The organism is Klebsiella sp. 141153, from assembly GCF_032601995.1.
Classification (GTDB): domain Bacteria; phylum Pseudomonadota; class Gammaproteobacteria; order Enterobacterales; family Enterobacteriaceae; genus Klebsiella; species Klebsiella aerogenes.
On sequence record NZ_JAQIRJ010000003.1, the window covers coordinates 33,430 to 57,977 of the forward strand.

16 protein-coding genes are annotated in these 24,548 nt (G+C 55.8%); 3 read left to right on the top strand and 13 right to left on the bottom strand.

Annotation, left to right across the window (positions count from 1 at the left end):
* Positions 1–57: 57 nt before the first annotated feature.
* Both cysI and cysJ read right to left on the bottom strand, forming a co-directional pair.
* Positions 58–1,770: an assimilatory sulfite reductase (NADPH) hemoprotein subunit gene (gene cysI / locus PGS10_RS06055; protein ID WP_015369975.1), complete on the bottom strand. Its 1,713-nt coding sequence runs from the start codon at positions 1,768–1,770 to the stop codon at positions 58–60.
* On the bottom strand, positions 1,770–3,569 hold the full coding sequence (cysJ, locus tag PGS10_RS06060) for an NADPH-dependent assimilatory sulfite reductase flavoprotein subunit (RefSeq protein ID WP_047078982.1): 1,800 nt from the start codon (positions 3,567–3,569) through the stop codon (positions 1,770–1,772). The genes cysI and cysJ overlap by 1 nt, the downstream gene beginning before the upstream one ends.
* A 317-nt stretch (positions 3,570–3,886) precedes the next feature.
* On the opposite strand from cysJ, the gene queD reads away from it, so the two are divergent.
* Entirely contained in the window at positions 3,887–4,252 is a 366-nt protein-coding gene (gene queD / locus PGS10_RS06065; protein ID WP_015369973.1) for a 6-carboxytetrahydropterin synthase QueD, read from the top strand.
* Positions 4,253–4,318: 66 nt separating this feature from the next.
* Here the strand turns inward: queD and PGS10_RS06070 are convergent, their stop codons facing one another.
* Both PGS10_RS06070 and queE read right to left on the bottom strand, forming a co-directional pair.
* The gene (locus PGS10_RS06070; protein ID WP_074165430.1) at positions 4,319–5,107 is read right to left on the bottom strand and encodes an SDR family oxidoreductase; all 789 of its coding nucleotides are present in this window, start codon (positions 5,105–5,107) and stop codon (positions 4,319–4,321) included.
* 190 nt (positions 5,108–5,297) lie between these two features.
* Entirely contained in the window at positions 5,298–5,969 is a 672-nt protein-coding gene (gene queE / locus PGS10_RS06075; RefSeq protein ID WP_047044321.1) for a 7-carboxy-7-deazaguanine synthase QueE, read from the bottom strand.
* A gap of 511 nt (positions 5,970–6,480) precedes the next feature.
* On the opposite strand from queE, the gene PGS10_RS06080 reads away from it, so the two are divergent.
* Positions 6,481–7,590 (top strand): SDR family oxidoreductase, encoded by a 1,110-nt coding sequence (locus PGS10_RS06080; RefSeq protein WP_045395337.1) that lies wholly within the window; start codon positions 6,481–6,483, stop codon positions 7,588–7,590.
* A 67-nt stretch (positions 7,591–7,657) separates the two neighbouring features.
* Here the strand turns inward: PGS10_RS06080 and eno are convergent, their stop codons facing one another.
* From eno to rlmD, 5 genes are all read right to left on the bottom strand, one after another.
* Positions 7,658–8,956: a phosphopyruvate hydratase gene (eno, locus tag PGS10_RS06085; RefSeq protein ID WP_015369968.1), complete on the bottom strand. Its 1,299-nt coding sequence runs from the start codon at positions 8,954–8,956 to the stop codon at positions 7,658–7,660.
* Between the two features lie 80 nt (positions 8,957–9,036).
* A complete protein-coding gene (gene pyrG, locus PGS10_RS06090; protein WP_015703305.1) occupies positions 9,037–10,674 on the bottom strand; it encodes a glutamine hydrolyzing CTP synthase in 1,638 nt (545 codons plus the stop codon).
* 279 nt (positions 10,675–10,953) lie between these two features.
* Positions 10,954–11,745 carry a nucleoside triphosphate pyrophosphohydrolase gene (mazG, locus tag PGS10_RS06095; RefSeq protein ID WP_015703306.1) on the bottom strand — a complete coding sequence of 264 codons (792 nt, stop codon included), beginning with the start codon at positions 11,743–11,745 and terminating at the stop codon, positions 10,954–10,956.
* A 210-nt stretch (positions 11,746–11,955) separates the two neighbouring features.
* The gene (relA, locus tag PGS10_RS06100; RefSeq protein WP_045397579.1) at positions 11,956–14,193 is read right to left on the bottom strand and encodes a GTP diphosphokinase; all 2,238 of its coding nucleotides are present in this window, start codon (positions 14,191–14,193) and stop codon (positions 11,956–11,958) included.
* Positions 14,194–14,375: 182 nt separating this feature from the next.
* Positions 14,376–15,680 carry a 23S rRNA (uracil(1939)-C(5))-methyltransferase RlmD gene (rlmD, locus tag PGS10_RS06105; RefSeq protein WP_316422578.1) on the bottom strand — a complete coding sequence of 435 codons (1,305 nt, stop codon included), beginning with the start codon at positions 15,678–15,680 and terminating at the stop codon, positions 14,376–14,378.
* A gap of 110 nt (positions 15,681–15,790) precedes the next feature.
* Between rlmD and barA the strand changes: the two genes are divergently transcribed.
* Positions 15,791–18,541 (top strand): two-component sensor histidine kinase BarA, encoded by a 2,751-nt coding sequence (gene barA / locus PGS10_RS06110; RefSeq protein ID WP_045397587.1) that lies wholly within the window; start codon positions 15,791–15,793, stop codon positions 18,539–18,541.
* 371 nt (positions 18,542–18,912) lie between these two features.
* Here the strand turns inward: barA and PGS10_RS06115 are convergent, their stop codons facing one another.
* The 4 genes from PGS10_RS06115 to PGS10_RS06130 form a co-directional block, all read right to left on the bottom strand.
* A complete protein-coding gene (locus PGS10_RS06115; protein ID WP_047078978.1) occupies positions 18,913–20,052 on the bottom strand; it encodes a glycerate kinase in 1,140 nt (379 codons plus the stop codon).
* 66 nt (positions 20,053–20,118) lie between these two features.
* Positions 20,119–21,459, bottom strand: a complete 1,341-nt coding sequence (gene gudD, locus PGS10_RS06120; RefSeq protein ID WP_045397593.1) for a glucarate dehydratase — start codon at positions 21,457–21,459, stop codon at positions 20,119–20,121.
* A 17-nt stretch (positions 21,460–21,476) separates the two neighbouring features.
* On the bottom strand, positions 21,477–22,817 hold the full coding sequence (locus tag PGS10_RS06125; protein WP_213293098.1) for an enolase C-terminal domain-like protein: 1,341 nt from the start codon (positions 22,815–22,817) through the stop codon (positions 21,477–21,479).
* A gap of 2 nt (positions 22,818–22,819) precedes the next feature.
* Positions 22,820–24,172: an MFS transporter gene (locus tag PGS10_RS06130; RefSeq protein ID WP_045397599.1), complete on the bottom strand. Its 1,353-nt coding sequence runs from the start codon at positions 24,170–24,172 to the stop codon at positions 22,820–22,822.
* Between the last annotated feature and the right edge of the window lie 376 nt (positions 24,173–24,548).

The following is a 24,548-nucleotide window of genomic DNA, read 5'->3' on the forward strand; positions in this document are numbered from 1 at the left end:
GGCCTACGCGAATGGTAGGCCGGATAAGGCATTCATGCCGCTATCCGGCAATTCAGGTTATTCCCAGAAATCACGCGCTGGATCGAGCACCGGGCGAATGATGCCCGCACGCACCGTAAAGTCGCCGAAGCCTTCACCCGCTTCGCGCTCTTTCGCCCAGCGCCCTACCAGCTCGTCGAGCGAAGCAAGGATCTCCGGCTCGGTGATATTTTCACGATACATCCGTGGGATGCGCGTCCCGCTACGGTTACCGCCGATATGCAGGTTATAGCGGCCAGGCGCTTTCCCTACCAGGCCAACTTCCGCCAGCATCGCGCGGCCGCAGCCGTTCGGGCAACCCGTGACGCGGGTTACGATATGCTCATCACCGACGCCGTGCTTGCTCATCACCTCTTCCACTTTGTCGATAAACGATGGCAGGAAACGCTCGGCTTCAGCCATCGCTAACGGACAGGTCGGGAACGACACGCAGGCCATCGAGTTCTCACGCTGCGCCGTGACGGCATTCATCAGGCCATGATCGCGCGCCAGTTTCTCGATCCGCGCTTTCTGATCTTCCGGTACGCTGGCGATGATCAGGTTCTGGTTAGCGGTGATGCGGAATTCACCTTTGTGAATCTTCGCGATCTCCAGCAGGCCAGTTTTCAGCGGGCGGCCCGGATAATCCAGAATACGGCCATTCTCAATAAACAGCGTCAGGTGCCAGTTATTATCGATGCCTTTAACCCAGCCGATGCGATCGCCGCGGCCGGTAAACTCGTAAGGGCGAATCGGTTCGAATTTGATCCCAGCACGGCGCTCAACTTCCGCCTTGAAGGTCTCCACGCCGACGCGCTCGAGGGTATATTTGGTTTTCGCGTTTTTACGATCGGTACGGTTGCCCCAGTCGCGCTGGGTGGTCACGACCGCTTCCGCCACCGCCAGAGTGTGCTCCAGCGGCAGATAGCCAAATTCGCTAGCGGTTCGCGCATAGGTTTTCTTATTCCCATGCTCGATAGACAAACCGCCGCCCACCAGCAGGTTAAAACCAACCAGCTTGCCGTTTTCCGCAATCGCCACGAAGTTCATATCATTGGCGTGCAGATCGATATCGTTCTGCGGCGGGATCACCACCGTCGTTTTGAATTTACGCGGCAGATAGGTCTGGCCGAGGATCGGTTCCTCATCGGTGGTGGCGACCTTTTCCTGATCCAGCCAGATCTCAGCATAGGCGCGAGTACGCGGTAACAGATGCTCGGAGATCTTCTTCGCCCACTCGTAGGCTTCGGCATGCAGCTGCGACTCAAACGGGTTCGAGGTGCACAGCACGTTGCGGTTCATGTCGTTGGCGGTCGCCAGCGCGTCCAGGCCAACGGAGTGCAGCATCTGATGTACCGGCTTCACGTTCTTCTTCAGAATACCGTGGAACTGGAAAGTCTGACGGTTGGTCAGACGAATACTGCCGTAGATGGTGTTATCCGCGGCGAACTTATCGATCGCCTGCCACTGTTTGGTGGTGATAACGCCGCCCGGCAGACGGCAGCGCAGCAGCATCGCGTGGCGCGGCTCCAGTTTCTGCGCCGCGCGTTCCGCGCGAATATCGCGGTCGTCCTGCTGGTACATGCCGTGGAAGCGGATGAGCAGGAAGTTGTCGCCTTTAAAACCGCCGGTCAGGCCGTCATTTAAATCTTCCGCAATGGTGCCGCGCAGGTAGTTGCTCTCGATCTTCATACGCTCGGCGTCGGAGAGTTTACCTTCGACCACCAGCGGGCCAGGATGTTTTTCGCTCATTAGTAGACATCTCGCTGATAACGGCGCTCAACGCGCAGCTCACTTAAAAATTCGTCCGCCGCTTCGGCGTCCATCGCGCCGTATTCGGCAATCACTTCCAGTAACGCCTGCTCGACGTCTTTCGCCATACGATTGGCATCGCCGCAGACATAAATATGGGCGCCGTCGTTAATCCAACGCCACACTTCAGCCCCCTGCTCGCGCAGTTTGTCCTGTACATAGACTTTTTGTTGTTGATCGCGGGACCAGGCCAGGTCGATACGGCTCAGCACGCCCTCTTTGACGTAGCTCTGCCATTCCACCTGATAGAGGAAATCTTCCGTGAAGTGCGGATTGCCGAAGAACAACCAGTTCTTCCCTTCCGCCCCTTCCGCCGCGCGCTGCTGCATAAAGGCGCGGAACGGCGCGATCCCGGTTCCAGGGCCAATCATGATAACCGGGGTTTGCGGGTTAGCAGGCAGACGGAAATTGTCATTGTGTTCGATAAAGATGCGCACTTCACCATCTTCTTCCACGCGGTCGGCGAGGAAGCTGGACGCGCCGCCGGCGCGGGCGCGGCCTTCGATGTCATAACGCACGACGCCAACGGTAACGTGAACTTCGTTTTCCGCTTCTGCCTGCGAGGAAGCAATAGAGTAGAGGCGCGGCGTCAACGGGCGAAGCAGGCCGATTAAGGCTTCTGCGTCCAGCTGTGCTGGCGAGAAGCGCACCATGTCGACGATAGGCGTCGTGGCAGCGTAGTGCTGCAACTGCGCTTTATCGCCGACCAGCGGCAGCAGCGTTTCACTGCGGGTCAGGGTGGCATAGTTCTCAACAATATTGGCGGTATTGACCGTCAGCTCAAAATGCCACTCAAGCGCTTGCGCCAGCGGCAGCGTTTTGCCTTCTACCGTGACCGGTTCATCACCCTTCAGCCACAGCAGCTCCACCAGCTCTTTGACCAGCGCCGGATCGTTCTGGTACCAGACGCCAAGAGCATCTCCCGGCTGATAACGCAGGCCGGAATCACCCAGATCGATCTCGATATGACGGACGTCTTTTTCCGAGTCGCGACCGGTTATTTTCTGATTCACTGCAAGCGTCGCCGTCAACGGCGCTTCTTTAGTATATGGGCTGGTGTGAATTTCATTGACCGCGCCGCTGGTAGCAAGCTGGGCCGGCGCAGCCGTCGGCGCGCGCGCCTTCAGCACATCCACTACGCGAGCGCGCCATTCCGCCGCCGCGGCTTGATATTCAACGTCGGCATCAACGCGATCGAGCAGGCGTTCGCCGCCCAGCTCGGCCAGTTTGCTGTCGAAATCTTTGCCGGACTGGCAGAAAAACTCATAGGAGGTATCGCCGAGACCAAACACCGCGAAGGCGGTGCCATCAAGCTTCGGCGCTTTCTTTGAAAACAGGAATTTATGCAATGCGACGGCTTCTTCCGGCGGCTCACCTTCGCCCTGGGTCGACGTCACCACGACCAGCAGTTTTTCACCGGCGATTTGTTTGAATTTATAGTCGCCAGCGTTCACCAGTTTCACATTCAGCTGCGCGGCCTGCAGATCGTCGCGCAGCGCTTCAGCAACCCGACGCGCGTTGCCGGTTTGCGAAGCGGAAATCAGGGTGATGGCCGGCGCTTCTACCGCCTGAGCGGGCGCGCTTACCGCGGCGCCGGGCTGCTGGTTCAGCATGCCCCAGAAGTAGCCGGATACCCAAGCCAGTTGGGTTGGCGTAAAGTCGGTCGTGGCCGCCTGTAGGCGCGCCAGTTGCTCCGGGTTAAGCGGCAGCAGATTGGAAGGTGGGGCCTGTGTCGTCATGCGTCGTTATGTTCCAGTAAGCAAAGCTGTTATTCACGCCCTGTCAGCGCGACAAAAACAGAAGAGATTGTAAGGTTAACGGCGGGCATACTAACAATTAAAGAAGGGATGGAAATAACAAATAACCAAATGGACTAACCTGTTTTAGTTATAGTTATTAACAACAAAACCGATTAGTTAATCCATTGAAAAGAAAGAAATTGAATCAACAAAAAAGCGCAAAAACGGTGATTTTGCGTTCAGGGCCGTTTTAGTTAATGCTAAAAAATGTACTTTCCGGTACCCTACGGCGGTTTTTTTCGTCCTGTTGAGAGTTAATGATGTCCACCACGCTGTTTAAAGATTTCACCTTCGAAGCCGCCCACCACCTGCCGCACGTACCGAAAGGCCACAAATGCGGTCGCCTGCATGGTCACTCTTTTATGGTGCGTCTGGAGATTACCGGTGAAGTCGATCCCCATACCGGGTGGATCATGGATTTCGCCGAGCTGAAAGCCGCGTTTAAACCGACTTACGATCGTTTAGACCACTATTACCTGAACGATATTCCAGGACTGGAGAACCCCACCAGCGAAGTGTTGGCCAAATGGATTTGGGATCAAATGAAACCGCTGGTTCCTCTGCTGAGCGCGGTAATGGTGAAAGAGACCTGCACCGCAGGCTGCGTCTATCGCGGCGAGTAATTCCCTGCTTATCCGCCATCGGGCTGCTGCCCTGGCGGTTTTCTATTTCATCCAACGCCGTGTGAATCAGCGCACCAGATAGCCGCCATCCACCGCCAGAATATGACCGTTGACGTAGTCCGAGGCCCGGCTGGCGAGGAAAACAACGGCACCCATTAAATCCTCTGCTTCTCCCCAACGGCCCGCGGGTATATGCGCCAGCACGCGTCGGTTCTCTTTTGGGATGCTGCGGGTAATAGCGGTCATTTCGGTTTCGTAATAGCCGGGCGCGATGCCGTTGACCTGGATATTATATGGGCCCAGCTCATCGCAGTAGGCTTTGGTTAATCCAGCCAACGCATGTTTGGTGGCGGCATAGGCCGGCGACCAGCTGCCGCCGAGATAAGAAAACACCGAGCAGATGTTAATAATCTTACCGCTTCGCCGCGGGACCATAATTTTAGCGGCTTCGTGGCTGAGCTCAAATGCCGCCGTCAGGTTAGTTTCGATCATCGGATCCCAGTCTGTGCGACCAAAGCGCAGCACCTTATTCAACTGACAAACACCAGCATTGTTCACCAGAATATCAACGGTACCAAAACGCTCGCAGCAGGTGGCGATAATCCGCTGCGGCATGCCGACATCGGTGATATCCGCCAGCATGAATTCCATCTCAACGCCCTGCTGTTCGATAAGTTCGCGGGTTTGAGTATGTTCTTCGCGCAGGGCGGGAATAAACAGATTCGCGCCGGCTGTCGCCAGGGCGACGGCAAAAGCCTGACCAAGGCCGCTATTGCCGCCGGTAACGATAGCGGTTTTCCCCTTGAGCGAGAAGAAGTCCATAGAGAAGGCAGTAGGTCGATCAATTGGCTGCATGGTTAACTCATTCCTTAAGTCAACGTATCAATAGCCCGCCTGAGCGGCTGAATTAACGCGCCAATGATAGCATTGCTGTCATGACGGCGTATCTCAACCCCAGCGCTGGAGCCAAATGCGAAGATGAATTCATATATGAAGAAGAGAGCTGCCGGGCGGTGAGCCACCTACCCAGCAAATAGAGTGGGGATCAGGCGATGTTAAGGTATTTGTGCGTCTGCATGGATAACCGCCAGTTCCGGGCGATACAGGTCTCGATGCACAGACGCGTCGCGTCTTCTTTTTGGCTAATCGGCTGTAATGCAATAATCCGCGGCTTTTCATCTGCCAGCGTTTCCAGCAGTTCATCCAGCGCTTCGATATCACGCACGCGGCCAACCGGATGCTTGATTTCATCTGCACGTTGCAACGCCTGAGAGAGCACATCGTAGCCGCCGCGCATGTTCACCTTCGGCGAGACCGTAACCCAGGTATTGTGGCTGCAGCGCACTTCATGGGTGCCGCTGGTTTCAATCTGGCAGCTGAAACCGTTTTGCTCAAGCAGGTCGGTCAACGGCGTAAGATCGTGAATACAAGGTTCGCCGCCGGTAATCACTACGTGACGGGCGGTCCACCCCTGACGGCCAATGATTGCCAGCAGATCGTCGCTGGTCGCCGGGCCCCACTTATCGCTCTCTTTGGTTTTAGCGAGGATACTAAATAGAGACACTTCCCGATCGGCCAGCTTATCCCAGGTATGTTTGGTATCGCACCAGGCGCAACCAACCGGGCATCCCTGCAAACGAATAAAAATGGCAGGCACGCCGGTAAAGTAACCCTCGCCTTGCAAGGTCTGGAACATCTCGTTAATCGGGTACTGCATAGTCATCTCTGTTCAGGTGGTAAAAAGGTATTATCGCAGATTCAGGCGCTCAGGTCTTGTCCTCAGCTGCGCTTACCTGAGCCCATGGTCAGCGGGGCGTAAACCCTCTTTTTATATTAGTTAGCGAACTATGAAATAAGCACAAAATGTATTTACGATATATTAAGTATTATTTTAGCATGTGCCACATTTACTCATTAACCCGTTCATTGATTACTCTCTCAGAAGTATCTGCGTGCGGATAAAGATGTAACAAAGAATGTTTTTCATGATCGTAATAGCATTATTTATGATTGTCTAAATCGATAAAAAATCACAATTAATCAAAGATGTACAAACCGATACATGAAACAATGAATCTTTTATCTATGCATACTGTCCAATTCAATTCACTTAATTTCCATAGCTTAAAATAAGCTTAAGAAACCGACGGTTACAGCATTTTTTATTTAATCTCCGTTTAATTTTCCGCGCCTAGAATCCAGTCGACCAACCATGAGAGACTGCATTCATGAATACATTATTAATTACAGGCGTTACCGGATTTCTGGGTGGAGCGGTATTAGAAAATATCCTTAATAACGAAAATGGGATTAATCTATTGCTCCTGGTGCGAGCCAATAACGATGAAGCGGCTCTGGCCCGGGTGAAGGAAAACCTGCGTAAATTCAATATTGCAGAGGAGAAGCTGGCCGCATTAACTACCCGGCAGATCCTGCTCGGCGATTTGTCATCCCCGGAGGCGTTCCTGAGCGACCCGCGTCTGGAGCAGGTCACTCACGTTATCAACAGCGCCGCCGTCGCCTCATTTGGCAATAACCCGCTCATCTGGAAAGTGAACGTCGAAGGGACGTTCAAATTTGCCCAACGGATGTCCCGCGTAGCTGGACTACAACGTTTTCTCCACGTCGGGACCGCGATGTCCTGTACCCCGGAGCCCGATTCGCTGGTCGCTGAAAGCGCTGAATTCCGCGAGCACGCCGAGCATCTGGTGGAGTATACCCATTCCAAATCGACGATTGAGCGCCTGATGCAGGAGCAGTGCCCGACGTTACCGTTAGCCATCGCCCGCCCTTCTATCGTCGTTGGTCATACTCATCACGGTTGCCAGCCCTCCAGCAGCATTTTTTGGGTGTTCAGCATGGGGCTGATGTTGCAAAAATTCCTCTGCTCCCTGGAAGACCGCGTTGATGTTATCCCGGTCGACTACTGCGCCGACGCGCTGCTGATGTTATTACAGCGCCCGCTGGCGCGCGGCGAAGTGGTGCATATCTCCGCCGGAGAAGAAAACAGCGTGAAATTTGCGGAAATCGATCGCGCGATGGCCTCAGCGCTGGAGCAGGCTCCGGTAGGCGATCGATACGCGCAGGTCAGCTATGAGACGCTGGTTAAAATGCGCCGTGAGTTGAAGGATATTTTCGGCCCGTGCAACGAGCGCCTGATGCTCAAAGCGATGCGCCTGTATGGCGCCTTCGCGACGCTGAACGTCCGCTTCAGCAATGATAAGCTGCTGAGCATGGGCATGCCCAAACCGCCGCGTTTCACCGATTATATCGACCGCTGCGTACAAACCACCCGCGGGCTTTCGATCCCCCAGCAAATGGCCGTCGATTTCAAGTAAGTGCAAATAGCGGATAAAAAAAATGCCAGTCCGCAGACTGGCATTTTTATTTCACAAAAAGTCAGGATTACGCCTGGCCTTTGATCTCTTTACGACCGTTGTACGGCGCTTTTTCACCCAGCGCTTCTTCGATACGAATCAGCTGGTTGTATTTAGCAACGCGGTCAGAACGGCTCATAGAACCAGTTTTGATCTGGCCTGCAGCGGTACCAACAGCCAGGTCAGCGATGGTAGCGTCTTCAGTTTCGCCAGAACGGTGAGAGATGACAGCGGTGTAACCAGCGTCTTTCGCCATCTTGATTGCAGCCAGAGTTTCGGTCAGAGAACCGATCTGGTTGAATTTGATCAGGATGGAGTTAGCGATGCCTTTCTCGATGCCTTCTTTCAGGATCTTGGTGTTGGTTACGAACAGATCGTCACCAACCAGCTGGATTTTGTCGCCCAGTACTTTGGTCTGGTATGCGAAACCGTCCCAGTCAGACTCGTCCAGACCATCTTCGATGGACACGATCGGGTACTGTTTGGTCAGTTCTTCCAGGAAGTGGGTGAATTCTTCAGAGGTGAACGCTTTGTTGCCTTCGCCAGCCAGAACGTATTTACCGTCTTTGTAGAATTCAGAAGCTGCGCAGTCCATCGCCAGAGTGATGTCTTTGCCCAGTTCGTAGCCTGCTGCTTTAACCGCTTCAGCGATAACAGCCAGCGCTTCAGCGTTGGAACCCAGGTTCGGCGCGTAGCCGCCTTCGTCACCAACTGCAGTGTTCATGCCTTTGGATTTCAGAACTTTCGCCAGGTGATGGAACACTTCAGAACCCATACGTACGGCTTCTTTCAGAGTCGGCGCGCCAACCGGCTGAATCATGAATTCCTGGATGTCGACGTTGTTGTCAGCGTGCTCACCGCCGTTGATGATGTTCATCATCGGAACCGGCATAGAGTATTTGCCCGGAGTGCCGTTCAGTTCAGCAATGTGTTCGAACAGCGGCTGGCCTTTAGAAGCAGCAGCTGCTTTGGCGTTCGCCAGGGATACCGCCAGGATTGCGTTCGCACCGAAGTTGGATTTGTTTTCAGTACCGTCCAGGTCGATCATGATCTTATCGATGCCAGCTTGATCTTTAGCATCTTTACCCAGGACTGCCTGAGCGATCGGGCCGTTTACCGCAGCAACAGCTTTGGTTACGCCTTTACCCAGGAAACGGGATTTGTCGCCATCGCGCAGTTCCAGCGCTTCGCGGGAACCAGTAGAAGCACCTGACGGAGCAGCTGCCATACCGACGAAACCACCTTCCAGGTGTACTTCGGCTTCAACAGTCGGGTTACCACGGGAGTCGATGATTTCACGACCGATGACTTTAACGATTTTGGACATTAGGTTTTCCTCAGTACAAGTTAAACTAAAACTCCAGACAAACAATGCACCCAATTGGGTGCATTGCCGTTCTAACTCTTTTACTTCGCCTGACGTTTCTGGTACTCGCTCGCGGCTTTCACAAAGCCGGCAAACAGCGGGTGGCCGTCACGCGGCGTCGAAGTAAACTCCGGGTGGAACTGGCAGGCCACAAACCACGGATGGTTCGGCACTTCGATGATCTCGACCAACTGATCATCCCCGGAACGGCCCGCAACGCGCAGGCCGGCAGCTTCAATCGGTTTCAACAACATGTTGTTGACTTCGTAGCGGTGACGATGGCGCTCGGTGATTGTCGGCTCGCCGTACAGCTGACGAACCAGAGAATCATCACCCAGCTGGCACTGCTGCGCGCCAAGGCGCATGGTGCCGCCGAGGTCGCTCTTCTCGGAACGAACTTCAACGTTGCCTTCTTCGTCACGCCATTCGGTAATCAGCGCCACCACCGGGTACTTACAGTCTGGCACAAATTCCGTAGAGTTGGCGTTTTCCATGCCCGCTACGTTGCGCGCGAACTCAATCAGCGCAACCTGCATACCCAAGCAGATGCCCAGATATGGAATATTGTTCTCACGCGCATAGCGCGCGGTGGCGATCTTGCCTTCAACGCCGCGGTAGCCGAAGCCGCCCGGGATGAGGATCGCGTCCAAATCTTTGAGGATTTCGACGCCGCGCGTTTCAACATCCTGCGAATCGATAAGCTTGATGTTGACGGTCACGCGGTTTTTCAGACCACCGTGTTTCAGCGCTTCAATCACCGATTTGTAGGCATCCGGCAGTTCAATGTACTTACCGACCATACCAATGGTGACTTCGCCTGCCGGATTAGCTTCTTCATAGATTACCTGTTCCCATTCGGCCAGGTTTGCTTCCGGACAAGTTAAGCTGAATCGTTTACAAATATAATCGTCCAGCCCCTGAGATTTCAACAGGCCTGGAATTTTATAAATGGAATCGACGTCTTTCAGAGAAATCACAGCCTTTTCCGGGACGTTACAGAACAATGCAATTTTTGCACGTTCGTTGGCCGGAACCGCGCGATCGGAGCGGCAAATCAGAATATCAGGCTGGATACCGATGGAGAGCAGCTCTTTCACAGAGTGCTGAGTCGGTTTAGTTTTGACTTCACCCGCCGCCGCCATGTATGGCACCAGGGTCAAGTGCATGAACAGGGTATGCTCACGGCCGATTTCTACCGCCATCTGGCGAATAGCTTCGAGGAACGGCAGGGATTCGATATCGCCTACGGTACCGCCGATTTCAACCAGCACCACGTCATGGCCTTCGCCGCCAGCCAATACACGCTCTTTGATGGCGTTGGTGATGTGCGGGATAACCTGTACGGTTGCGCCCAGATAGTCGCCACGGCGCTCTTTACGCAGAACGTCGGAGTAGATACGACCAGTGGTGAAGTTGTTGCGGCGAGTCATCTTGGTGCGGATGAAACGCTCGTAGTGGCCCAGGTCCAGATCGGTTTCAGCGCCGTCTTCAGTAACGAACACTTCCCCGTGCTGGATTGGGCTCATGGTGCCCGGATCGACGTTGATGTACGGATCCAGTTTCATGATAGTTACATTGAGCCCACGGGCTTCAAGAATGGCTGCCAGGGAAGCTGCGGCAATGCCTTTACCCAGAGAGGATACGACCCCGCCGGTCACAAAAATATAGTTCGTTGTCATGCTGAACCTGAGAAGTTAGGGTAAAACGATGGAATAACCAGGACGGGAAAGTAGTATACCCGAACATGCGTGACGCCACAAACTTTCATTCTCCCCTCCTCTTCTTTCTACCAGCCGCACCTGCGTTGCGACTCGAACAACTCGAAGAGGCAGGCTACATGGTGTTTCAACAACATAACGGAATGAGAAAATAGCCGCTTTTGGCGAAATGTTTTTGACGTAAATCAAGCGCTTGTTATTTATAAAATCACACAAATAGCGCTTGATCACGAAAACTCGTTAGAGATCAGTTTCCTGGCGTTTTACTTCCTGCCACACTTCTTCCATGGTTTCGAGGTCAACGCCGGTCATTTCCAGACCTCTGGCGGCAACAATACGCTCAACTTCGCGGAAGCGGCGCTCAAATTTGAGGTTCGCTTTCTGCAACGCGACCTCGGCTTTGACTCCTAAATGGCGGGATAAATTCACCGTGGCGAACAGCAGATCGCCCACTTCCTCTTCCAGTTTAGCTTCATCAACCACCGCCTGCTGCGCTTCATGCATGACTTCATCTATCTCTTCATGCACCTTATCGAGCACCGGCCCAAGCGAGGTCCAGTCGAAGCCCACCGCCGAGCAGCGACGCTGAATTTTATGCGCGCGCATCAGCGCCGGCAGGCTATGCGGAATATCATCCAGCGCCGAGTGTTGCGCCTTTTCCGCTCGCTCCGCGCTCTTGATCTGCTCCCAGCGCGCCAGCACTTCCGCACTGTTCCCGGCTGAAGCATCGCCGAAAATATGCGGATGGCGACGTTCCAGTTTGTCGCTGATGGCGGCGCAGATATCGTTGAAATCAAAACGCCCCTCTTCTTGCGCCATCTGCGCATAGAACACCACCTGGAATAGCAGGTCGCCAAGCTCGCCGCGCAGATCGTCAAAATCTTCGCGCGCAATGGCGTCCAGCACTTCATAGGTCTCTTCAAGGGTGTAAGGGGCGATAGTGGCAAAGGTCTGTTCTTTATCCCACGGGCAGCCGTTTTCCGGGTCGCGCAGGCGGCGCATGATGCCGAGCAGGCGGTCAATTTGAGTCATGTGACAATCCTGGAAATTTAAAAAATAGTCGGCCGGATAAGGCATTGACACCTTATCCGACGTTACGAAATTGCCGGATGGCGGCTTCGCCTTATCCGGCCTACAGACGAATTAACCGCCGTGCAGCGGTTGTCGCCCGGGCGCTTTTAAGACAAAGCCGCGGACCGTAGGCCGGATAAGGCATTTATGCCGCCATCCGGCGCGACGAAATTAACCGCCGTGCAGACGACGCGCGTCGATCACATCCGGCACCTGGTTCAGCTTGCCGAGCACCCGGCCCAACACCTGCAGGTTATAGATTTCAATGGTCATATCGATGGTCGCCAGCTGCTGTTTAGTATCGCTGCGGCTGGCCACGCCCAACACGTTCACCTTCTCGTTGGCAAGAATAGTGGTAATGTCGCGCAGCAGGCCGCTGCGGTCGTTGGCAACCACGCGCACCACCAGCGAATATCCCGCCGAGTAGCTCTCGCCCCATACCGCATCAACGATGCGTTCCGGCGCGTGAGACTGCAGCTCAGCCAGCTGATCGCAGTCGGCGCGGTGCACCGAGATCCCGCGCCCCTGGGTGATGAAGCCGACGATTTCGTCGCCGGGAATCGGCTGGCAGCAGCGGGCGATGTGATGCATCAGGTTGCCGACGCCCTCAACCACCACCCGGCCATTGTCTTTACTGCGGTTCTGCGGGGTATAGGTTTTCTGCTGCAGCTGCTTCAGCGCGGCGGCATCCTGTTCCGCAGCGCTCGGTTTGTTGAACTGCGCCTGCAGGAAGTTGACCATCTGGTTAAGGCGAATATCGCCGCCGCCGATAGCCGCCAGCAGTTCATCCAGTTCATTAAAGTTGTAGCGCGGCAGCAGATGTTTCTCGGCATCCTTCAGGCTGATCCCCAGATGCTCGAGCTCATCGTCAAGGATCTGCCGCCCGGCGAGAATGTTCTTGTCGCGATCCTGTTTACGGAACCAGGCGTGAATTTTGGAGCGCCCGCGGCTGGTGGTCACGTAGCCGAGGTTCGGGTTCAGCCAGTCGCGGCTTGGGTTGGGCTGCTTCTGAGTAATTATCTCAATCTGGTCGCCCATCTGCAGCTGATAGGTGAACGGCACAATGCGCCCGCCAATTTTCGCGCCGATGCAGCGGTGCCCGACATCGCTATGGATATGGTAGGCAAAGTCGAGCGGAGTGGAGCCCGCCGGCAGGTCAACCACGTCGCCCTTCGGCGTAAACACGTAGACCCGGTCGTCAAAGACCTGGCTGCGCACTTCATCGAGCATTTCGCCGGAGTCGGCCATCTCTTCCTGCCAGGCGATCAGCTTACGCAGCCAGGCGATACGGTCTTCATGGCCGCGGCCGCCGCTCGCCCCGGCGCTGGCGCCCTCTTTATACTTCCAGTGCGCCGCCACGCCGAGCTCGGCGTCTTCATGCATCTGTTTGGTGCGAATTTGGATCTCGACCGTTTTCCCGCCCGGCCCAAGCACTACGGTATGAATAGACTGGTAGCCGTTCGGTTTCGGGTTAGCGACGTAATCATCAAATTCGTCAGGCAGATGACGATAGTGGGTATGCACGATCCCCAGCGCCGCGTAGCAATCCTGTAAACGTTCGGCGACGATACGAACCGCGCGCACGTCAAACAGCTCATCAAAAGCGAGATGCTTCTTCTGCATTTTGCGCCAGATGCTGTAGATATGCTTCGGACGCCCGTACACCTCAGCCTTCACGCCTTCGGTTTTCATTTCTGAGCGCAGATGGCCGACGAACTCATCGATGTAATGTTCGCGATCGATACGGCGTTCGTGCAGCAGTTTGGCAATACGCTTGTATTCGGCTGGATGCAGATAACGGAAGCAGTAGTCTTCCAGTTCCCACTTCAGTTGACCGATCCCTAAGCGGTTCGCCAGCGGCGCATAGATATTGGTACACTCTTTTGCGGCCAGTACGCGCTCATCTTCGGGTTCATCTTTTACCTCGCGCAGGTGAGCGATACGTTCCGCAAGCTTGATAACCACGCAGCGGAAATCATCGACCATCGCCAGCAGCATGCGGCGAATATTGTCGACCTGTTCTGAGGAGACGGTATCGGTGTGCGTGGCTTTGAGCTGGCGAATCGCCGCCATATCACGCACGCCGTGAATCAGGGTAACGACGGATTTGCCGACGCTCTCTTGCAGGACTTCTTCGCTGACGACGTTGCCGTCCGCCAGCGGAAACAGCAAAGCGGCCCGCAAGGTATCGATATCCATATTCAGCATGGAGAGAATTTCAACCATCTCCACGCCGCGCCATAACAGGAGATCTGCCTGCGGGTGCCCCTGCGTTGTTGCGCGACAATAATCCCAGGTCTCGGCTAAGCGCTCACACGACTGCTGGCTGGAAATCCCCAGACTCGCGATCCATTTCTTCGGGTCAAACTCACCAGCTTTATTTAGATGTGCACTTCTTACCGCAACCATTGTCCTCTCCTTAAGGGACTCAGCCTACCGAAGTCAGCAAGCCATATTTATACCCGTCATTCTTCAAGTTGCATGTGCGTTAGCTTTCCTGCAACTCGAGTTATTGAGGGTATCTACTTCATCCTTCAGTCCACACCGCCACCAGGCATCTTCACTGTCGCCTCGATGCGGGCTGAACAATTTTATGTAAGCTCGCGCTCAAACAATACTATCGATTCCAGGTGCCCGGTGTGCGGGAACATGTCCAGCATCGCCAGACGTTGAATGCGATATCCCGCCTGAAGCAACGCCTCGCTATCGCGCGCCAGCGTCGCCGGGTTACATGAAACATAGACCACTCGCCGCGGAGCCAGCTTGATAATATGCGCCATCACGCCCGGCGCCCCGGCCCTAGCCGGATCGAGTAGAATTTTATCAAAGCCGTGCTTCGCCCAGGCTTGCCGGGTGACATCTTCCTCCAGGTTTTCATGAAAGAAAGTCACTTTTTGCAACCCATTGAGAGCGGCATTTTCCCGCCCCTTTGCCACCAGCGCGGGCACGCCTTCGACGCCCACCACGCTCGCCGCCGCTTTGGCCAGCGGCAGGGTGAAATTACCCATACCGCAAAACAGATCCAGAACGCGGTCCTGCGGCTGAATATCTAACCAGGCCAGCGCCGTACTTACCATCTTCTGGTTTACGCCATCGTTGACCTGGATAAAATCGCGCGGACTGAACACTAAGCGTAGTCCGTCTGAGGTGTACCATGGCTCATCGCCGCGAATATGTTCAAGTATCTCGCTTTGCGGCGCGAGGTACAGGGATAGACCGTGAGTTTGCGAAAAACGTTCCAGTTTTTCTTTATCCACCGCCGTCAGCGCGGCAGTATGGCGTAAAACCATCAGCGGGCCGTTGTCCGCCTGCACCAATTCAACGTGGCCAAGATGACGCTGTGACTGCAGGCTGGTTAAACACTCGCGCACCGCAGGCAACAACGCCTCAAGTTGGGGCACCAAAACAGGGCACTGCACCACATCGATGATTTCGCTGGAGTTGGCCTTACGAAAACCCATCTGCAGTTGTTGGGTCTTCGGCTGATAATTCAAGCTCAAACGCGCCCGACGACGATAGCCCCAGGGTTCAGCGGCTATAATGTCGTCAACGTCACGTTTCATCAGGCGGGAGAGCGCGGCGCGCTTGCTTAGCTGCTGTAGTTCAATGCTAGCATGCTGCTGCTGGCATCCGCCGCAGACGCCGAAATGCGCACAGCGCGGCGCGACGCGCTGTGGGCTGTCGTTGAGGCGGCGTTTAACCTGAGCGCGGGCATACTGTTTTTTATCCTCTACCAGCACGACTTCCGCCTGCTCTTGCGGCAACAGGCCGGGGACAAACAGCGCCTTACCCTGATGACGGGCTACGCCCTGGCCAAAAGGATCAAGGTCATTTACCGTCACGGTTATGATCTGGCGCGTCGTCACACGCCGTTTTGCAGAGTAGAATTGCGCCATTGTAGAGGATTATCTCAAAAATATACTGACTCTATACATGAAATCATTCGGGCTATCGATTCAGAAGCCGTCTGAAGGTTGATATGTATATTCTCCCATAATGGAACCGCATGACCAACTACAGCCTACGTGCTCGCATGATGATTCTTATTCTGGCGCCGACCGTTTTGATTGGTTTGCTGCTCAGTATTTTCTTCGTCGCCCACCGCTATAACGACCTGCAGAGGCAGTTGGAGGATGCCGGCGCCAGTATTATCGAACCGCTGGCGGTATCCAGTGAATACGGCATGAATTTGCAAAATCGCGAGGCGATCGGCCAACTTATCAGCGTGCTTCACCGCCGCCATTCCGATATCGTGCGGGCCATTTCAATCTATGATGCAAAAAACCGGCTTTTCGTTACCTCTAACTTCCAGCTCGATCCGCGAGAAATACAGCTCCCGCGCGGCGCCCCCTTCCCTCGCCGTCTAAGCGTCACCCGCCACGGCGATATCATGGTGCTGCGCACGCCTATTGTGTCAGAAAGCTATCTGCCCGATGAGTCGCCGGAAAGCGATGCTAAAATGCCGGGCAACATGCTTGGCTATGTGGCGCTGGAGCTCGACCTCAAATCCGTTCGCTTACAGCAGTACAAAGAGATATTTATCTCAAGCGTCATGATGCTGTTTTGTATCGGCATTGCGCTGATTTTCGGCTGGCGATTGATGCGCGACGTGACCGGGCCGATTCGCAATATGGTCAACACCGTTGACCGCATCCGTCGCGGCCAGTTGGATAGCCGCGTTGAAGGTTTTATGCTCGGCGAGCTGGATATGCTGAAAAACGGCATTAACTCGATGGCGATGTCGCTTGCGGCATACCACGAGGAGATGCAGCACAATGTCGATCAGGCGACTTCGGATCTGCGCGAAACGCTGGAGCAGATGGAGATTCAGAACGTCGAGCTGGATCTGGCGAAAAAGCGCGCCCAGGAGGCCGCGCGCATCAAATCCGAGTTCCTGGCCAATATGTCGCATGAGCTACGAACCCCGCTTAACGGCGTGATTGGCTTTACCCGACTGACGCTAAAAACCGATCTGAACGCCACTCAGCGCGACCACCTCACCACCATTGAGCGTTCTGCCAACAATCTGTTGGCCATCATTAATGACGTGCTGGATTTCTCCAAGCTGGAAGCGGGCAAGCTGATACTGGAAAGCATTCCTTTCCTGCTGCGCAATACCCTGGATGAAGTGGTGACCCTGCTGGCCCATTCGGCGCACGATAAAGGGCTCGAACTCACCCTCAACATTAAAAGCGATGTCCCGGATAATGTGATTGGCGATCCGCTACGTCTGCAGCAGGTCATCACCAACCTGGTGGGTAACGCCATTAAATTCACCGAGCACGGCAACATTGATGTGCTGGTGGAACAGCGGGCGATGAGCAATTCCCGCGTGCAAATTGAAGTACAGATCCATGATACCGGCATCGGTATTCCGGAGCGCGATCAGTCGCGGCTGTTCCAGGCATTCCGCCAGGCCGACGCCAGTATCTCGCGCCGCCACGGCGGCACCGGCCTGGGTCTGGTCATCACCCAGCGCCTGGTCAAAGAGATGGGCGGTGATATCTCATTCCATAGTCAGCCGAACCGTGGCTCCACCTTCTGGTTCCATATCAGCCTTGACCTGAACCCGAACGCCGTTACGGACGGTTTCGATACCCATTGCCTGGCGGGCAAGAAGCTGGCCTACATTGAAGCCAATGCCACCGCTGCGCAAAGCACGATGGAACTGCTGGCAACCACGCCATTAGAGGTGGTCTACAGCCCGACGCTGTCAGCGCTGCCGGATGCCCACTACGATATTTTACTGGCCGGTATTCCGGTGTCGATGCGCGATCTCAGCAATCAGCGGGAGAAGCTGGTCCGCGCCTGCTCGCTTTCCGATACCCTGGTACTGGGATTGCCTTGTCACGCGCAGGTCAGCGCCGAAGAGCTGAAAAGAAACGGCGTCGCCGCCTGCCTGCTCAAACCGTTGACCTCCACGCGGCTTTTCCCGGTGCTGATGGCCTCTTGCCGCGCGCAGCCGCCGGTGCCGCAGCCCTATATCGATAGCGATAAACTGGCGATGACGGTCATGGCGGTAGACGACAACCCGGCCAACCTCAAGCTTATCGGCGCATTGCTGGACGATCTGGTGCAGCATGTCATTCTGTGTGATAGCGGCCAGGATGCCGTAGAGCAGGCAAAACAATCGCAGTTGGATCTCATTCTGATGGATATTCAGATGCCGGATATGGACGGTATTCGCGCCTGTGAATTGATCCGCCAACTCCCTCATCAGCAGCAGACACCGGTGATCGCCGTGACCGCTCACGCCCTTGAGGGTCAGCGCGAGAAACTGCTGGCTGCCGGGATGAACGATTATCTGGCGAAGCCAATTGAAGAAGATAAACTCAGCACCCTGCTGTTGCGTTATCAGCCCGGCATGCACGTCGTCACGCCGCAAATCGCCGAACCGGTTGAGCCGGTTATCGACCATAACGTCACGCTCAACTGGCAGCTGGCGCTGCGTCAGGCAGCCATGAAGCCAGACCTCGCGCGGGAAATGCTGCAAATGTTGCTCGCCTTTATGCCGGAGGTGCGCAATAAAGTTGAAGAGCAGCTGGTCGGCGAAACACCGGAAGGATTGCTGGATTTAATCCACAAGCTGCACGGTAGCTGCAGCTATAGCGGCGTACCGCGGCTGAAAAAACTGTGCCATACCCTTGAAAGCCAGTTGCGCGCCGGTATCGCGCCGGAAGAGCTGGAGCCGGAACTGCTGGAACTGCTAGACGAGATGGATAACGTCGCCCGCGAAGCGTGCAAGATGGGAGTGTAAACCCCGGATAGCGGCGCTGCGCGCCTTATCCGGGCTACGCCCTACGGTCCGGTACTCGGTTAGTAGCCCCGGTAAGCGTAAGCGCCACCGGGGACGGTTCCCGGATCGCGGTGTTACGATCCGGTATTCGGTGGTAACCCCGGTAAGCGTAAGCGCCACCGGGGACGGTTCCCGGATCGCGGTGTTACGGTCCGGTATTCGGTGGTAGCCCCGGTAAGCGTAAGCGCCACCGGGGACGGTTCCCGGATCGCGGTGTTACGATCCGGTACTCGGTTGGTAGCCCCGGTAAGCGTAAGCGCCACCGGGGACGGTTCCCGGATCGCGGTGTTACGCGCCTTATCCGGGCTACAAATCCCACTGCGCTGCCCGGGTTACCGCTTGCCGCCCATCTGCAATACCGCGGCCACGTTACGCGCCGTCATTCTCACGTTGGCGGCGGCGTTCGCCAGCGCTTCGTCCAGGGTACAGACGGTATACAGCACGCTAAAGACCGCATCCAAACCATGCTGATGCACGACGCCAACATCGGCGGTCAGGCTGCCGGCAATCCCAATCACCGGCACGTTGAAGCGTTTCGCGACCTTCGCCACCCCCACCGGTACCTTACCGTGAATGGTCTGGCTGTCGATGCGCCCTTCACCGGTAATCACCAAATCAGCATCAGCCACTAAATCCGCCAGCCGCAGCGCATCGGTCACTATCTCGATCCCCGGGCGCAATTTGGCGCCGCAAAACGCATACAACGCAGCCCCCATACCGCCCGCCGCGCCGCCCCCTTCCAGGCTCAGCACGTCGATATCCAAATCGCGGTCGATAATCTGCGCAAAGTGTTGCAGGCCGCTATCAAGACGTTCAATCATCGCCGTCGTCGCCCCTTTTTGCGGGCCGAACACCGCGCTTGCCCCCTGCGGGCCGGTTAACGGGTTGGTGACGTCGCAGGCGACATCAATCCGGCAATCCGCCAATCTTGGATCCAGCTCGCTGAGATCGATTCGCGCCAGCGTCTCCAGCGCGCCGCCGCCCGGCGCAATTTGCTGTTGCTCCGCGGTCAACAATTTCGCCCCCAGCGCCTGCGCCATGCCGGCGCCGCCGTCATTGGTCGCGCTGCCGCCGATCCCAATAATAATCTGCGAGACTCCCGCATCTAACGCGTAACGAATCAGCTCGCCGGTTCCCCAGGAGGTGGTCAGTAGCGGATTACGTCGCGTCGGCGGCACGCTTTCCAGTCCGCTGGCTGCCGCCATTTCAATATAGGCGCAGCGCATATCGCCGGACAGACCGTAAAAGGCTTCGACCGGTTCGCCTAACGGCCCGGTAACGCTGACCTGTACGATATGTCCCTGCGTCGCGGCCACCATCGCCTCAACGGTACCCTCTCCGCCGTCGGCAACCGGGACTTTAACGTACTCCGCATGGGGATAAATCTCGCGGAACCCCGTTTCTATCGCGGTAGCGACATCCAGCGCACTCAGGCTCTCTTTGTAAGAATCCGGCGCGATCACTATCTTCATAAGTGTCCTTAATATGAATAACCCCGGCGACCGGCAGTTGCCGACCCCAACAGGGTCGGCGTTATCTTAGCGAACCATGCAAGGACGTTTGTTATCAAAGGTCCAGTTCGGGATTAAATATTGCATCGCCATGGCGTCATCACGAGCGCCCAGGCCATGTTTCTTATATAGCTCATTAGCCTGCATCACGCGGTCCATATCCAGCTCAACCCCCAAACCTGGCGTCGTCGGCACCTGCACCATACCGCCTTTGATTTCAAACGGCTGTTTGGTCAAACGCTGGTTGCCCTCCTGCCAGATCCAGTGGGTATCGATAGCGGTAATTTTACCCGGCGCCGCCGCGGCCACATGGGTAAACATCGCCAACGACACATCGAAGTGGTTATTAGAGTGCGACCCCCAGGTCAGGCCAAATTCATGACACATTTGCGCCACGCGCACCGATCCCTGCATGGTCCAGAAGTGCGGGTCAGCCAGCGGAATATCCACCGATTGTAACGACAGCGTATGGCCCATCTGCCGCCAGTCGGTGGCAATCATGTTGGTTGCGGTCGGCAGCCCGGTCGCCCGACGGAATTCGGCCATCACTTCGCGGCCGGAGAAACCTTGCTCAGCGCCGCATGGGTCTTCCGCATAGGCCAGTACGCCTTTCAGCTGCTTGCCTATCTGGATGGCTTCATCCAGCAGCCAGGCGCCGTTCGGGTCGAGGGTCACGCGCGCGCCAGGGAAACGCTTCGCCAGCGCGCTAATAGCTTCGGCTTCTTCAAAACCGGCCAGTACCCCGCCCTTCAGTTTAAAGTCATTGAAGCCATATTTTTCGTAAGCGGCCTCCGCCAGGCGAACTACCGCCTCCGGCGTCATCGCCTCTTCATGACGAATACGGTACCAGTCGCACTGCTCATCCGGTTGGCTTTGATAAGCCAGCGGCGTCGCGTGGCGGTTGCCGACGAAGAACAGATAGCCCAGCATTTCGACTTCACTCCGCTGTTGGCCGTCGCCAAGCAGAGAAGCAACGTTCACGCCCAGATGCTGGCCCAGCAGATCCAGCAGCGCCGCTTCAATCCCGGTCACCACGTGAATAGTGGTGCGCAGATCGAAGGTTTGCAGGCCGCGGCCGCCGGCATCGCGGTCGGCAAACTGGTTACGCACGGCATTCAGCACATTTTTGTACTCACCCAGCGTTTTCCCCACTACCAGCGGCGCGGCGTCTTCCAGCGTCTGGCGGATCTTTTCGCCGCCGGGAATTTCGCCGACGCCGGTATGCCCGGAGTTATCTTTGATGATAACGATATTACGGGTGAAGTACGGCGCGTGCGCGCCGCTCAGGTTCATCAGCATGCTGTCATGCCCGGCGACCGGGATAACCTGCATAGCGGTCACAATTGGCGTTGAAGATGATGTAGTCATGACGTAATCCTTTTTAATTAATGACGGCCGAAAACGGGGCGTTTACGGTCGAATGTCCAACCGGGAATCAGGTACTGCATCGGGCCCGCATCATTACGCGCGCCGCCAGGCAGCGCCTTATAGGCCTCATGAGCTTTATGCACCTGTTCCCAGTCCAGCTCCACGCCGAGTCCCGGCGCGTCTGGCACGGCGATTTTGCCGTTGATAATTTGCAGCGGATTTTGCGTCAGGCGCGAATCGCCCTCCTGCCAAATCCAATGGGTATCGATAGCGGTCGGCTTGCCCGGCGCCGCGGCGCCGACGTGGGTAAACATCGCCAGCGAGATATCAAAATGGTTGTTCGAGTGGCAGCCCCAGGTCAGCCCCCAGTCATCGCACAGCTGCGCCACCCGCACCGCGCCAGAGAGCGTCCAGAAGTGCGGATCAGCCAGCGGAATATCGACGGCGTTGAGCATCACCGCATGCCCCATCTCGCGCCAGTTAGTGGCTATCATGTTGGTCGCCACCGGTAACCCGGTTGCGCGACGGAACTCGGCCATCACTTCCCGGCCGGAAAAGCCCTGTTCCGCGCCGCACGGATCTTCGGCATAGGTCAGGACATCCTGCAGCCCTTTGCACAGCATAATAGCTTCATCCAACAGCCAGGCGCCGTTCGGATCGACGGTAATGCGCGCGTCAGGGAAGCGTTTTTTCAGCGCGCGAGCGGTGTCGATCTCCTGCTCGCCAGGTAATACGCCGCCTTTTAGCTTAAAGTCTTTAAAACCGTAGCGATCCTGAGCCGCCTCCGCCAGTCGCACCACCGCGTCGCTATTCAACGCCTGCTGATGACGCAGGCGATACCATTCGTGGTTGCCTGGCGTCCGCTCAAGGTATCCGAGATCGGTTTTTTCGCGGTCGCCGATATAGAACAGGTAGCCCAGCACGGTCACCGCATCACGCTGTTTGCCGGGCCCAAGCAGTTCGCAGACCGGGACATTCAACACCTTGCCAAGCAGGTCGAGCAGCGCGGCTTCCAGCGCCGCCACCGCATTGACTTTCAATTCGAAGGTCCATGCGCCTTTGCCGAAGGTGTCGAAATCCGCCGCCTGGTTGCCTTTATGTACCTGCTGCACCACGCGGTTGAGGCGAGCGACTTCCTGCCCAACTACCTGCGGAATCGCCTCCACCAGCGTCTGATAGATGACTTCGCCGCCGGGCGCTTCGCCGACGCCGGTATGGCCAGCGTTATCGGTTAACACCACGATGTTGCGGGTAAACCAGGCGTTATGCGCGCCGCCGATATTCATCAGCATGCTGTCGTGCCCGGCGACCGGAATCACCTTCATTTCGGTAACGATTGGGCTGGATTGGGTATTCATGATTAACGCCCCGCAACCGGTTTAAGTTCGATACGTTTGATATCGCCCACCAGCACCAGGTAGCTGAGAACCGCCACCAGCGCATGGATACCGACGTAAATCAGCGCGCCGTTGAAAGAGCCGGTGGTGCCGACGATATAGCCGATAGCGATAGGGGTTACGATGCCGGAAATATTGCCGAACATGTTGAACAGACCGCCGGACAGGCCGCTAATCTCTTTCGGCGCGGTGTCCGCCATTACCGCCCAGCCCAGCGCGCCGATGCCTTTACCAAAGAAGGCCATCGCCATAAAGCCGATGATCATCCATTCCACATTCACGTAATTACACATCAGCATGGTCATGGACAACAGCATGCCCAGCACGATCGGCGTTTTGCGCGCAATATTCAGCGAGCCGGTACGGCGCATCAACCAGTCGGAAATAATCCCGCCCAACACCCCGCCGACAAAGCCGCACACCGCCGGAATCGAGGCGACAAAGCCCGCTTTAAGGATCGACATGCCGCGCGCCTGCACCAGATAAACCGGGAACCAGGTGATAAAGAAGTAGGTTAAGGCGTTGATGCAGTACTGACCGATATAGATCCCGACCATCATTCGCGAGCCAATCAGCTGCTTGATTTGGCCCATTTTTACGCTAAAAGGCACCTTCTGCGCACTGCTCTTTTGATCCATGTTGATCAACGCGCCGCCTTCGGCGATGTAGTCCAGTTCTTTCTGGTTCACGCCTGGATGGTTATTCGGATCGTGGATCACTTTCAGCCACACGAAGCTGATGACAATACCCAGTCCGCCCATAAAGAAGAATACGTGCGACCAGCCCACTTCATGGGTCAACCACCCCATAATCGGCGCGAAAATAACGGTAGCAAAATACTGCGCGGAGTTAAAAATCGATACCGCCGTCCCTCTCTCCTGCGCCGGGAACCAGGCGGCCACAATACGGCTATTGCCCGGGAACGAGGGCGATTCGGCAAGGCCGACGAGGAAGCGCAGGGTAAACAGCGCGATGATAATGCCAAAACCGCTAAAGATATCCACGAAGCCCTGCAGCAGGGTAAACACGGACCAGATAAAGATGGACCAGAAATAGACGCGTTTAGAACCAAAGCGGTCAAGCAGCCAGCCACCGGGGATCTGTCCGATCACATAGGCCCATGAAAACGCGGAGAAAACGTAACCCATGCCAACAGGATCGAGGCCGATATCCCTGGCCATTTCAGAACCGGCGATCGACAGCGTCGCACGGTCGCCATAGTTAAAGGATGTGACGATAAACAGCATCACCACTATCCAATAGCGAGCATTGGTGCGCTTTTCAGCGGCGCTCGCAGCCTGACTTAATGAACTCATTGTTGTACTCCTGAATCATAGCGTTTAGCTACGTTCATTCTGAACAGCACAACCTGTAGGGTAATCAGAATGACGTGTTAGTGTTTTTTTTCGTTATATCTGGCGTACTGCTTTTGTCACTGGCAGGAAAAGTATAAAAAGAGGCCTCGACGGGCTCACCGTGCATATACACAGCTTTAGCGGGCGGAACTGCGTTAGTTTGTGGCGCATGCCTAAGGTTGTGGGGAGTAGTTCACGGAAATGGAAAACCGTCGCCTGCTTAGAGGAAGATGGGCAATATAACCTTCAGAGTGTGAATCGCCTCTCTTGACGCCGGGGAAACGCAAAGAAAAAAGCCATAGCGATGGCGTGGTTATCAGGCACATGCCCGAAGCCG

Bases quoted from the DNA above. Each gene is read 5' to 3' on its own strand.
- cysI (WP_015369975.1), bottom strand. From the start codon at position 1,770: ATGAGCGAAAAACATCCTGGCCCGCTGGTGGTCGAAGGTAAACTCTCC.
- cysJ (WP_047078982.1), bottom strand. From the start codon at position 3,569: ATGACGACACAGGCCCCACCTTCCAATCTGCTGCCGCTTAACCCGGAG.
- queD (WP_015369973.1), top strand. From the start codon at position 3,887: ATGATGTCCACCACGCTGTTTAAAGATTTCACCTTCGAAGCCGCCCAC.
- PGS10_RS06070 (WP_074165430.1), bottom strand. From the start codon at position 5,107: ATGCAGCCAATTGATCGACCTACTGCCTTCTCTATGGACTTCTTCTCG.
- queE (WP_047044321.1), bottom strand. From the start codon at position 5,969: ATGCAGTACCCGATTAACGAGATGTTCCAGACCTTGCAAGGCGAGGGT.
- PGS10_RS06080 (WP_045395337.1), top strand. From the start codon at position 6,481: ATGAATACATTATTAATTACAGGCGTTACCGGATTTCTGGGTGGAGCG.
- eno (WP_015369968.1), bottom strand. From the start codon at position 8,956: ATGTCCAAAATCGTTAAAGTCATCGGTCGTGAAATCATCGACTCCCGT.
- pyrG (WP_015703305.1), bottom strand. From the start codon at position 10,674: ATGACAACGAACTATATTTTTGTGACCGGCGGGGTCGTATCCTCTCTG.
- mazG (WP_015703306.1), bottom strand. From the start codon at position 11,745: ATGACTCAAATTGACCGCCTGCTCGGCATCATGCGCCGCCTGCGCGAC.
- relA (WP_045397579.1), bottom strand. From the start codon at position 14,193: ATGGTTGCGGTAAGAAGTGCACATCTAAATAAAGCTGGTGAGTTTGAC.
- rlmD (WP_316422578.1), bottom strand. From the start codon at position 15,680: ATGGCGCAATTCTACTCTGCAAAACGGCGTGTGACGACGCGCCAGATC.
- barA (WP_045397587.1), top strand. From the start codon at position 15,791: ATGACCAACTACAGCCTACGTGCTCGCATGATGATTCTTATTCTGGCG.
- PGS10_RS06115 (WP_047078978.1), bottom strand. From the start codon at position 20,052: ATGAAGATAGTGATCGCGCCGGATTCTTACAAAGAGAGCCTGAGTGCG.
- gudD (WP_045397593.1), bottom strand. From the start codon at position 21,459: ATGACTACATCATCTTCAACGCCAATTGTGACCGCTATGCAGGTTATC.
- PGS10_RS06125 (WP_213293098.1), bottom strand. From the start codon at position 22,817: ATGAATACCCAATCCAGCCCAATCGTTACCGAAATGAAGGTGATTCCG.
- PGS10_RS06130 (WP_045397599.1), bottom strand. From the start codon at position 24,172: ATGAGTTCATTAAGTCAGGCTGCGAGCGCCGCTGAAAAGCGCACCAAT.